The sequence below is a fragment of the Acinetobacter kanungonis genome, from assembly GCF_009939195.1.
GTDB classification, from domain to species: Bacteria; Pseudomonadota; Gammaproteobacteria; order Pseudomonadales; family Moraxellaceae; genus Acinetobacter; species Acinetobacter kanungonis.
In genome coordinates this window covers 316,531-328,352 of sequence record NZ_JAACKC010000001.1, presented here as the reverse complement: position 1 = coordinate 328,352, position 11,822 = coordinate 316,531, and the positions used below count along the sequence as shown (strand labels likewise).

General features: G+C 41.9%; 11 protein-coding genes. 4 read left to right on the top strand and 7 right to left on the bottom strand.

The genetic code is table 11. From position 1 onward, the window contains the following. Positions 1-19 precede the first annotated feature (19 nt). Positions 20-538 carry a type 1 glutamine amidotransferase domain-containing protein gene (locus GWK51_RS01445; protein WP_100241587.1) on the bottom strand — a complete coding sequence of 173 codons (519 nt, stop codon included), beginning with the start codon at positions 536-538 and terminating at the stop codon, positions 20-22. A gap of 441 nt (positions 539-979) precedes the next feature. On the opposite strand from GWK51_RS01445, the gene pheA reads away from it, so the two are divergent. The 3 genes from pheA to GWK51_RS01430 all read left to right on the top strand — a co-directional run bounded on the left by pheA (position 980) and on the right by GWK51_RS01430 (position 4,999). Beyond that, positions 980-2,089 carry a prephenate dehydratase gene (pheA, locus tag GWK51_RS01440; RefSeq protein ID WP_100241586.1) on the top strand — a complete coding sequence of 370 codons (1,110 nt, stop codon included), beginning with the start codon at positions 980-982 and terminating at the stop codon, positions 2,087-2,089. Between the two features lie 172 nt (positions 2,090-2,261). Next, on the top strand, positions 2,262-4,508 hold the full coding sequence (locus GWK51_RS01435) for a bifunctional prephenate dehydrogenase/3-phosphoshikimate 1-carboxyvinyltransferase (RefSeq protein ID WP_161932390.1): 2,247 nt from the start codon (positions 2,262-2,264) through the stop codon (positions 4,506-4,508). A 116-nt stretch (positions 4,509-4,624) separates the two neighbouring features. Continuing rightward, positions 4,625-4,999 (top strand): hypothetical protein, encoded by a 375-nt coding sequence (locus GWK51_RS01430; RefSeq protein ID WP_161932389.1) that lies wholly within the window; start codon positions 4,625-4,627, stop codon positions 4,997-4,999. 130 nt (positions 5,000-5,129) lie between these two features. Here the strand turns inward: GWK51_RS01430 and GWK51_RS01425 are convergent, their stop codons facing one another. Together GWK51_RS01425 and GWK51_RS01420 are read right to left on the bottom strand one after the other, a co-directional pair. Next, positions 5,130-5,570: a DUF2147 domain-containing protein gene (locus GWK51_RS01425; RefSeq protein ID WP_100241583.1), complete on the bottom strand. Its 441-nt coding sequence runs from the start codon at positions 5,568-5,570 to the stop codon at positions 5,130-5,132. A gap of 434 nt (positions 5,571-6,004) precedes the next feature. Then, positions 6,005-6,634: an alpha/beta hydrolase gene (locus tag GWK51_RS01420; protein WP_100241582.1), complete on the bottom strand. Its 630-nt coding sequence runs from the start codon at positions 6,632-6,634 to the stop codon at positions 6,005-6,007. Between the two features lie 125 nt (positions 6,635-6,759). Between GWK51_RS01420 and yaaA the strand changes: the two genes are divergently transcribed. Beyond that, the gene (gene yaaA, locus GWK51_RS01415) at positions 6,760-7,539 is read left to right on the top strand and encodes a peroxide stress protein YaaA (RefSeq protein WP_161932388.1); all 780 of its coding nucleotides are present in this window, start codon (positions 6,760-6,762) and stop codon (positions 7,537-7,539) included. Between the two features lie 45 nt (positions 7,540-7,584). Here the strand turns inward: yaaA and GWK51_RS16715 are convergent, their stop codons facing one another. From GWK51_RS16715 to GWK51_RS01400, 4 genes are all read right to left on the bottom strand, one after another. Beyond that, a complete protein-coding gene (locus tag GWK51_RS16715) occupies positions 7,585-7,710 on the bottom strand; it encodes a hypothetical protein (protein ID WP_264757391.1) in 126 nt (41 codons plus the stop codon). A 592-nt stretch (positions 7,711-8,302) separates the two neighbouring features. Further along, on the bottom strand, positions 8,303-9,718 hold the full coding sequence (locus tag GWK51_RS01410; protein ID WP_161932387.1) for a cryptochrome/photolyase family protein: 1,416 nt from the start codon (positions 9,716-9,718) through the stop codon (positions 8,303-8,305). Positions 9,719-9,857: 139 nt separating this feature from the next. Then, positions 9,858-10,340 (bottom strand): FKBP-type peptidyl-prolyl cis-trans isomerase, encoded by a 483-nt coding sequence (locus GWK51_RS01405; RefSeq protein ID WP_016167486.1) that lies wholly within the window; start codon positions 10,338-10,340, stop codon positions 9,858-9,860. A gap of 135 nt (positions 10,341-10,475) precedes the next feature. Further along, complete coding sequence (locus GWK51_RS01400; protein ID WP_161932386.1) at positions 10,476-11,759, bottom strand: NAD(P)/FAD-dependent oxidoreductase; 1,284 nt, start codon at positions 11,757-11,759, stop codon at positions 10,476-10,478. Positions 11,760-11,822 lie beyond the last annotated feature (63 nt).

Here is an 11,822-nt window from a genome sequence, read left to right as displayed (position 1 = left end):
CCCTAAGGCTCTTTTTACTTTAAAGCTTAAGTACATTTAAACTTTCACGTATGAAGTCAGGTAGGTCTTCAGGCGCGCGAGATGAAATATACAGGTTATTGTCATTCACTACCGCTTGATCGTAAAACACAGCGCCTGCGTTAAGTAAATCAATAATCACTGATTTCATGGTGGTCATGCGTCGTCCCTTGACCACGCCTGCATTAATTAACAATTGCGGACCATGACAAATACTCATAATTGGCTTTTGTGCATTGGCAAATCTGCGTACAAAATCTACATAGCGTTCATCTGCTCTTAAATTGTCTGGTGAGTAACCTCCAGGAATTAATAGCGCGTCAAATTCTTGCACGCATACATCATCAATACCTTGATCAATTGTTACGGAATAGCGGCGTTTTTTTCCATAAACAATATTCCCTGCTTTGTTTTCTATATTGACCACACTATGACTAGCTGCTCGGAAGGCTTCCACAGGTTCGACATATTCCATGTCTTCGAAGTCATGCGTGACTAAAACTGCAATTCTTTTTGGCATTTTTATTCTCCGAATAGCATTTTTAAAATTAAAATAACAGACAAATTGTGAAATACGTCATATTAAATTGTGGTTAAATTGTGATCGAAAAGTAATATGCCTTGATCATGTCATATTGTTGATGAAACTTTCTAGTCTTATGTTTTAAATAAATAATAAAGATAACGTGATTCATCAAATTTCAATGTTGTATTGTATTTGTCATTACATTTTTATGAGCCAATTTTAACCCTTAGCGGCTGTGTTATTTACATGGCCCAATCCTCTAAATCTTGAAGTTGAGGTTTATATCGATTCTATAATCCAAAACTTTAGTTCGATTTTGGCAAATATTAGGGGCTAGTGGCTTGAAATCAGGATGAATCCAGATTTTATTGCCTACCATTTAATTGAACTCTTGATATACTGTCGGCATTCACGTTTTTGCAGGGCGAAATAACAATGATCAACGACGATCAAAACACTACGACTTCTCTAGACTTGACCAAGATTCGCGAAGATATTGATTCTGTCGATCAGCAGATTCAACAACTGATTAACCGTCGCGCGCGCTTGGCAGAAGCAGTAGCAAAAGCAAAATTTGCTTCTGAAGAGAATCCAATGTTTTACCGTCCTGAACGTGAAGCGCAAGTCTTACGTAATGTGATGGAGCGTAATGAAGGTCCATTGTCAGATGTGACGATGGCGCGTTTATTCCGTGAAATTATGTCGGCTTGTCTCGCACTAGAAGCGCCACAAAGTATTGCGTTCTTGGGTCCAGTCGGAACTTTTACCCATTCAGCTGTGTTGAAGCATTTTGGTCAGGATGCAGTGGTACGTCCTTTACCAACCATTGATGAAGTTTTTCGTGAAGTTGAAGCGGGCAGTGCACATTATGGTTTAGTGCCTGTCGAAAACTCATCTGAAGGCGTAGTCAACCATACGCTAGATTGTTTTAAATCTTCGACCTTGAATGTAATTGGTGAGGTGGAGTTGCGTATCCATCATCAATTCTTGATTTCTGAAAATACCCGTAAAGACAGCATTAAGCAGATTTATGCGCACCAACAAACCTTGGCACAGTGCCGTAAATGGTTAGATGCACATTATCCAGGGGTGGAACGTGTGGCATTAAACTCGAATGCTGAAGCGGCACGTCGTATTCGTAACGAATGGCATTCGGCTGCCATTGCATCGGATGTGGCTGCAAGTATTTATGAATTAGAAATTCTGCACAGCAATATTGAAGATAATCCAGAAAACACCACACGTTTCTTGGTGATTGGTCGTGAGAAGGTTCCGCAAAGTGGCAATGATAAAACTTCATTGCTGATTTCTGCACATGACCGTGCAGGTGCTTTACTTGAAATCTTGGCGCCTTTTGCGAAACATCAAATTAGTTTGACCAGTATTGAAACGCGTCCTGCGCTTCCAGAAAAATGGGCCTATGTGTTCTTTATTGACCTTGAAGGGCATATTGAACAAGACAATGTGAAAGCAGCGATTGAAGAAATTCGTCCTTTAGTCAAAGAAGTGCGTGTATTGGGTTCTTATCCAATCGCTGTGCTATAAAAGACATTTGCCATCGTAAGGTGGCACTGCTGTCTCGCTGCATGAGTCTAGACGAAAGCCAGATACACCGAGACAGCAGGCATACACTTCGAGTTTTAAACAAACTTAAGCATAAAGATACCGTTGAAAAGCACTTGCCAAAGTGTGGGGTTTAGAGGCGAAAGCATAAAAGATGACACAGCCGTTGTTTAAAAAAGTTGCATTTATTGGACTCGGACTGATTGGTTCAAGTCTGGCTCGTGTAATGATTGCTGAAAAATTGGCAACTGAAATTGTTGCATCGACACGTTCAGCGAAAACGCTGGAAGATGCGAAAGCATTGGGTTTAATTGAGCAAGGTTATAGTAATCCAGTCGATGCTGTACAAGGTGCGGATTTGGTCGTACTGGCTTTACCTGTACGTGCCACAGAAAAAGTCTTAGCTACCATTAAACCTTATTTGTCGGAAAACTGCATCATTACCGATGTAGGCAGTACCAAAGGCAATGTGGTTGATGCAGCCAAGGCGGTGTATGGTGAAATGCTTCCTGCGGGTTTTGTGCCTGGTCATCCAATAGCAGGGGCTGAACATACAGGTGTGCATGCAGGCAAAGTCGATTTATTTGCCCACCATAAAGTCATTCTCACACCACTGCCAAGTAGTGCACCTTGGGCAGTCGAAAAGCTAATTACCCTGTGGCAAGCCGCGAAAGCAGAAGTGATTTGCATGGATGTGGAAAAGCACGATGAAGTGTTGGCGCACACCAGTCATTTACCGCATTTAATGGCATTCAACTTGGTCGAACAACTTGCAAACCGTGCCGACAATCTGGATATTTTCCGTTACGCTGCGGGCGGTTTTCGTGATTTTTCGCGTATTGCTGCCAGTGATCCGCAAATGTGGCATGACATCTTCTTTGCCAATAAAAAAGCCATTTTGAATGCTGTAGATGGTTTTGAACAACAACTCGCTGTACTTAGAAAACTGATTGAAAATGAAGATTCGCCAGCCTTAATGGGCTTGCTTGGCAATGCTCAAGCGGCGCGACAACATTTCAATCACATGTTAGCCAAGAAACCCCTGATGGAGAAAAATAAGGTGACACAACAATTTACCATTTTGCCAGGCCCTAAGACGTTCCAAGGTAAATTTACCGTGCCTGGAGACAAGTCTGTGTCTCACCGCTCTATCATGTTTGGTGCGATTGCAGAAGGCACAACCCATGTTACAGGTTTCCTTGAAGGTGAAGATGCATTGGCAACATTGCAAGCCTTCCGCGATATGGGTGTAAGCATAGAAGGTCCTAAAAATGGTGAAGTGACCATTCATGGTGTAGGCATGCAGGGGCTAAAAGCACCTGCAAGCGCGCTGTATATGGGGAACTCAGGCACATCTATGCGTCTGTTGTCAGGCATGCTTTCTGCGCAAAAATTTGATTCTGTGATGACGGGTGATGCTTCGTTGTCAAAGCGTCCAATGGAGCGTATTGCGAAACCATTACGTGAAATGGGTGCGCAAATCCAAACCACAGGTGAGCGTGGTACACCACCAGTGTCGATTACAGGTAGCCAACCGCTAAAAGGCATTCACTACGATTTGCCAATGGCTTCTGCGCAAGTGAAATCAGGCATTCTATTGGCGGGTTTATGGGCAGCGGGTGAAACGTCTGTGACTGAACCTGAGCCGACACGTGATCATACTGAGCGTATGCTACGTGCTTTTGGTTATGACGTGAAAACTGAAGGTAATCGCATTTCGCTACAAGGTGGTGGTAAGTTAGTTGGTACTGACATTCAGGTGCCATCTGATATTTCTTCTGCTGCATTCTTTATGGTCGGTGCTGCGATTACCGAAGGTTCAGACGTGACGCTGGAAGCGGTCGGGATTAACCCAACGCGTACAGGTGTGATTGAAATCCTGAAACAAATGGGTGCGGACCTTAGCGTAGAAAACGAACGTATAGCTGGTGGCGAGCCGATTGCGGATATTCGTATTCGTGGTAGTCGTACCTTAAGGGGTATTCATATGCCTGAAGATCAAGTGCCTTTAGCGATTGATGAATTCCCAGCATTGTTTATTGCTGCGGCATGTGCCGAAGGGCAGACTGTCCTGACGGGTGCTGCTGAATTACGCGTGAAAGAATCGGATCGTATTCAAGTCATGGCAGATGGTTTAAAAACCATGGGTATTGATTGTACGCCTACTGAAGACGGCATCATTATTGAAGGTAAAGGTCAATCTGGAGATTGGTCTGCAATCTTTACAGGTGGTGAAATTGAATCACACCATGATCATCGTATTGCCATGAGCTTTAGTATGGCGGGTTTACGTAGTTCAGGAGAGATCAAAATTATGGGTACAGAAACTGTGGCAACCAGTTTCCCAACCTTTACAGAACTTGCAAATCAAGCGGGTTTAGCGATTCAGGTCACTGAATAAGCCTTGTGACTCCACAAGTCATGTATTTATGATTGAACAGCCAAGCAAATGCTTGGCTGTTTTGTTTTTATTGCTTATGCTAAACCCATATAACAAAAATGCCTTTGGGTAGCATTATGCGAAAACTACAATTCACTGCCAATTGCGAGCAGCATCAACATCAGGCAGTTGCAGAGAACCAGTGCCATATTACACAAGAATATGTAGCGGACTTATTGGTCGGCAAACTCAGTCAATATGGCTTCCATACCCTGCCACAAAGTCGTGATCATGTTGCCGTGAGTGTCGACAACCATGCCTTGCCCTTGTCGATTACCTGTCAAGGTTCAGATCAGGAAGGACATTTGGTTTGTGAAATTACCTCATATCCAACGGAAGATCAGGACTGGTTAGATCGTATTAATGAGCGAAGTTTATTAAACCAATTGGCACAAGCGGTTGAAAATACATTGAAAACGGATGAGAGTTTTAGTGGATTTGAATGGTTGTAAAAACTGAGCGAGCATCTTTTATTAAAAATCATCTGCTGAATAGGTTTGCTTCGATTCAGCAGATTGACACATAATTACTTGAAATACCGAGTTTAAACTCTGAGGAACTTAACGAATAAAGTGCAGACTTTTACTCGACACGTAACCAAGTTTGACTACGACCGACCGCTGAAACGCCAAAATAGCCACGTAAAAACAGTTTTTTGTTATTCGCGCTAACCTTGCCTTTTAAGCTGTAAATTTTTCCAGATACAGGATCAATAATTTTACCGTTACTGTAATTAACATGATCTTGTGTCTTTAGACCAGAAATAACTTGCATCCCGACAATTGGTTTGTTGGTGTACGGTACAGGGCAATGGGTACAGAATTCTTTGGCTGTATAACCAGGGCGTGGAGTGAGCTTAAGCACGGTACCTGCATAAGTGTCATTACTTTGCTTTTCAATTTTCACCAGAGCTTTAGGCTCGCCTGTTTTATCATCAATATAGCGCCAAGTACCAGTAATATCCTGTGCAAAAGTTGATGTAGTGGCTAAAGCAAGTAACATTGCTCCGAAAAATGTTTTCATAGAAACCTGACCGCAGTATTGAAATTTGAAAGTGGAAAGCTATAGCGAGCTAAGGTATTGATTGTATAATTAATTATTAAAATACGGATGTGCAGAAAATGCCAAAAAACGTCACTAAATAAGCTTGTAAAGCTGAACAAAGTGCTCCTTCACATCACATGCAATGTCGACAATAGAGGGAAGCTCAAGCATGTATCAATTAAACAGCCAGAGTGATGTATTTGGGTATAAATGAAAGGCGTGTCTGCTCATTCAAGGAAGAAAATAAGTTTGAATAGCTAAATCTAAATAAATCGAGAAGATGGCGCTAATTAGGACCGATTAAAAAAATTAATCAGTAGCTTAAAATGAGCGCTAAGTAGTCTGTTTGAGTAGAAATACAAGAAAGAAACCATTTTCTCAAATCATGATTTCTTTCCCGATTGTATTGCAGCTTAAATTAACAAGAAACGTGCAATCGCGATACGTAACTGTTTTAAATAACCTGTGAAGAAGTGGTTAGCACCTGGTAAAACAGTAACCAAATGACGTTGAGGTTTTGCCCATGCAATCATGTCAGATAATGTTGTTACATCATCAGCTTCACCATGAATGAATAGAATATCACCTTTAATTTCAGGCGTTTGATAGTGACGAACACCTGCAACCGTTGCAGTTGGCAAACCACATAAAATCGTTTGAATCGATCTGAGTTCGCTTGGTAAAGCATCGTAGCATTTCGCCATTACGTGCGCGCCAAAGCTGAAGCCACCTGCATAAAAAGGCAAGCCTACATGTTGCAAACGTGCATGATGAATGACTTTTAACACATCGTCAGTTTCGCCGTGTCCTTCGTCATGGACACCTTCACTTTGCCCTGAACCACGGAAGCTAGGACGATAAACCACACAGCCATTTTCAACTAAAATTTGGGCAAGAAGTGCTGGAACTTTATGTTGAGGCGTGCCGCCTTGCAATGGATGGGGGTGGCAAATTACCGCGAATCCTTTCACTTCGCCTTGTGGGTAATCAACGAAAACTTCAATTTGACCCACAGGACCGGGAATGAAAATTTGCTCGGACATAAGATAAATGGATTAATAGCAGGAGAATCGGCTATTTTACCGATTATGCTTAGTAAAAACACAGATTGGAAAAAAAATAAGTCTACTGATATAGTTTGTTTAATTATTTTTTAATCAGATTGTATATGCTCGCCTTAATTTCTCCTGCTAAGACTTTAGATTATGAATCTGCACTTCCAACTGACCAGCACACTTTACCAAGACTGTTAGAGCATTCACAACAACTTATAGACGGAAGTCGTAAGCTATCTGCTTCAGAAATCGCCAGTTTAATGAGTGTCAGTGAAAAAATTGCACAATTAAACGTAGCACGCTTCCGTGACTGGCAACCAGAGTTTAATTTTTCCAATGCGCGCCAAGCCATTTTTGCCTTTAAAGGTGATGTTTATACCGGTTTAGATGCCTACGATTTAAGTGCGCAAGACTTGGAATTTGCACAAACCCATTTGCGTATGCTGTCGGGGTTATACGGTTTATTGCGTCCTTTGGACTTGATGATGCCGTATCGTTTGGAAATGGGAACCAAACTTGCCAATGCACGTGGTCATAACTTATATGAGTTTTGGGGAGATCAAATTACCCAGTTGGTCAATGCTGACTTGGCTCAGGCGAATTCTGAGCTGTTGGTGAATTTGGCTTCTGATGAATACTATAAATCGGTCAAAGAAAGCAAAGTAAAGGCTGAAATTATTAAGCCTGTTTTCTTGGATCAGAAAAATGGCAAATACAAAGTGATTAGTTTTTACGCGAAAAAAGCCCGTGGTTTAATGGCGCGCTATATTATTCAAAATCAACTGAATCGTGCTGAAGATTTAAAATCTTTCAATACGGATGGTTATTATTTTGATGCTGCAAGCTCGATGAAAGGAGAACTGGTCTTTAAGCGTGATGAACAAGCAGCTTAAACATCTTTAATTGCTAAAAAGCCCCTGAACAGGGGCTTTTTTTATTTATCCGACCCAACCACTTGGCGTGTCTTGAATCAAGGGTTGTGTGGAAGGAGGAGGCGGAGTCACAGCTCCTTGGCAGCCGACTAAGTAATAAGACGTTAGTAAGACAACAAGAAATGTACGCATAAGCACCTCATATGAAGAAAAAATGATATTTCAACTACCATATTCACTGCTTCGATCTTTAGATGCTTTATCTCAAGTCGTACCGAATGGATCGGTCTGATTTTTAGATATTGTATCCATATTGATGCTATGTATTTAGTCATAGCAGATATGACTCATTTTACACCTAAATGGAGTAGGCAAGAGCAAACTCAACCAAGCCAGTTACATAACGTAGCAATCAAAGTATCGAGTATCCTTCACTTGCAAAATCACCCCTTTGATCTTGATTTTGGGAGAAAACCAAGCCAAAGCGACAGCCAGATTAATACCTAAAGTGAGATTTAATCTATGTAGATTTGCAGATCTTATCAGAACTGAATTTCAGTCTTGAGAGAGATAAAATTGTCTAATCGAGTGATTAGCTTACGACCATGGGCAGGAGAACGCCTATGTCGGAAAGAATACAGCAAGGGTAGATGAACGAGTGAAGTTTAACATGAAAAGTACAGTATTTGGTCGATTGGTTACATCGTGGTGGATATTTTTAGATATTTATTTGCAAGACCCTGAAAGTATTGCAAATAAATATGAAGATAAATTGGTGGGACAATTAAATTCCCTTAAAGGCTTCAATTGCACGCTGGCGACTCGACTTTAAGTCAACCATTGGATGTGGATAATCCAGTTTTAAGTTGGGATTTTTGGTAAAAGGGTCATGAATGGTCTTGGCATCTAGATGTGCCAATTCAGGTACCCATGTACGAATATAATCACCATTGGCATCGAATTTCTGTGATTGGCTAATCGGGTTGAAGATGCGGAAATAAGGCACAGCATCTGTACCTGTAGATGCACACCATTGCCAACCGCCATTATTGGCCGCCAAATCTCCATCAATCAAATGCTGCATAAACCATTGTTCACCCAGCCGCCAGTCAATCAGCAAGTTTTTGCACAAGAACATGGCGGTAATCATGCGCACGCGATTATGCATCCAGCCTGTGGCAAGCAATTGCCGCATACCTGCATCGACAATCGGAATACCTGTACGCCCTTGTTGCCATGCGGTTAAATCTTCAGGCACTTCACGCCAAGCTAAATATTGGGTGCTGGCTTTGAAAGGTTGATGTTTAGAGACTTGCGGAAAATCAAACAAGATATGTTGGTAAAACTCTCGCCAAAGCAATTCATCCAACCATGTTTGTTGACCGATATTCTCTGGATGGAAATGTCCTTGTTGTGCTCTGAACAGGGCTTGAATACATTGGCGAATAGAGATGATCCCAATATTGAGATAAGGCGAAAGTTGACTGGTACCCTGTAAATTTGGAAAGTCCCTTTCATTTTGATAGTGACTTACCTTATTTTCGATAAAATCATCTAGTAGCGTCAAAGCATAGTCTTCTCCGACAGGCCATTGTTCAGCATAGTCTGAAGCCAGAGTCTTGCTGTATAGTTCGGCAAGTGTAGGAACAAGGTCATTCAGCTTTATCTGGACTGGTGCCTGGGCAGTAGGGGTTGGGTAACACTGTGGAAGGCTGATACTGAGGGCTTCGTAACAGGCTTTTTTAAAAGCACCAAACACTTGATAAGGATGTTGCGATTTATTCCGAATTGAACCTATCGGGAAAAGGGTGCGGTCTTGGTACAATTCTAAGCGTTTATTATGTTGCTGCAACAGTGCTTGTACTTCGCCATCACGTTTTAATTCATTGACGCCAAATTCAATATTGGCATGAATGCTTTCTAGTGAAAACTCTTGTGCCAAATGCAGTAAGGTCGCTGGAACATCTTTCCATAAACCTACGGTGCGAATAATGAGGGGAATATTCAACTGTTCAAGTTGCTGTTTTAGGGCATGCAGTTGGCGCAGATAAAAATCTATTTTTACTGGCGCTTCATGGTGGAGACTCCATTGTTCAGGAGATAAGATCACCACGGCCAAACACGAACCTGATTGCGTCGCATACCAAAGCGCAGCGTGGTCTTGAATACGTAATTCTTGTCGGAACCAAATCAATTGCATGAGCTTAATGTTTTGAATAAACAACTTAAAATGATTCTAAAACGATTTTGCTATGATCAGTACAAGGTGATGGATAAAATTGGAAAAAATAGGCAAAAAAAAGGGCAAAAATAAATTTGCCCTTTTTGATCTTTCGATCTTAGTGGTGATGACCACCCGCACCGTGTACGTGACCGTGATCTAATTCTTCTTGAGAAGCTTCACGGATTTCAACGATTTCAACTTCAAAAGTTAAGTCTTGACCAGCAAGTGGGAAGTTTGCATCAACGATTACGTTGTCGCCTTCAACTGCTTTAACAGTTACGATTTGAACGCCATCATCAGTTTGCGCTTGGAATTGCATACCCGCTTGGATGTTGTCAACGCCTTGGAACATTTGCGCTGGAACTTCTTGAACTAGGTCTGGGTTGTATTCGCCATAACCTTCAGCAGCAGGAACGTTTACAGTGAATTTTTCGCCTACAGTTTTACCAAGAAGCGCTTTTTCTAAACCTGGGATAATGTTGCCCGCACCGTGCAAATATGCAAGTGGTTCACCTTGAGATTGGTCGAGAGTTTCACCCTCTGCGTTAGTCAATGTGTAGTGGAAAGAAACCACGTGGTTATTTGCAATAGCAGTCATGTTATTGATCCATTCAATTTTTAAGGGTACATCATAAAGTGAAAAGCAGATTTTGTTGACTATATTTCATCAAAAATTCTGCATTTTGTACTTTTTTACGACATTTTAAAGTTAATAGGGGCAGTTCAAAAAATTTCAATGCATTTTTATTTTAGGTGCGATTTTTTTGTTCATCGCATCCTTTGCCATTAAATAGGCGGTGTGGGTATAGCCATGTAAAGTGGTCTGATGCATGCGATATAAAGAGACATACAGCGATTTTGCCACCCAACCTTGCACATTGACTTGCCCGAGCAATTCTCCTACAGCTTTATGATGACTTAATGACACCAGTGAGCCTTTATCTGAAAACTTAAACATGGGGAGTGCCTTGTTTTTTATACGCGCCGTCATGGCGTTGACCAAGAAGTGGGCTTGCTGACTTGCCACTTGCGCACGTGGACCGAGTACAGGTTCATTGGCAACAGGTTGGCAATGTGCACAATCGCCAAAGGCAAAAATATTGGGATCGGTTTTGGTCTGGAGCGTGGCATATACTTTAAGGCGATTCAGATGATCTTTTTCAAATTCAGCCAGTTGCTGAAACACTTTCGGAGCTTGAATGCCTGCGCACCAGACTTTCAAGTCCGCAGGAATGCTGCTGCCTTGACTGAAATAAATCTGTTGTGCATCAATTTTACTGACACGTTTGTGGGTCAAAACTTGAATATTCGCTGCATGTAATTCGCGGGATGTATGCTGTGCCATATCTTCAGACAATGCAGGCAAAATGCGATCAGCGGCTTCGATCAATGAAATTTTGATGCGCTTCGGATCAATTTTATTCAGTCCATAACGTTGAAAACTTTGTGTGCTTTGAACCAGCTCTGCCGCTAGTTCGACGCCTGTGGCACCTGCTCCAATAATTGCGATGTTTAGATCAGGACTCGCGGTTTGCGTTTGGGCAGTCAGATACAGGCGTAACAGTTGTTGCTGAAATTGTTCGGCTTGTGCTCGATTGTCCAGAAAATGACAATGCTCACGTACCCCTTCGGTATTGAAATCATTGGAGGTGGAGCCAATGGCAAAGATTAATGTGTCATAGTTTAGAGAATAGTGGCGATGTTCTTCACTCACACCCGCAAAGGGATGTTCTAATAAAATGCTTTTATTGGCGCGATCTAATTGGATAAAGCGACCCAAGACAAAGGTGTAGTCATGTTGGGCAGCATGTGCAAAATAATTCAGTTCTTCGGTATGTGCGTTGAGTGCACCGACGGCAATTTCATGCAGTAACGGTTTCCAAATATGCGTGAGGTTTTGATCAACCAGAGTGATTTTGGCTTTTGCGGGCTTACCCAAATGTGTGCCCAATAAAGTGGCAAGCTCTAGCCCTCCAGCACCACCGCCCACAATCACAATGTTATGCAGTTCGTTCATATTCGACGGACCTATTTATTATTAAAAAAAGAAGATGGCTTAACATGCCATCTTCTTACAGGG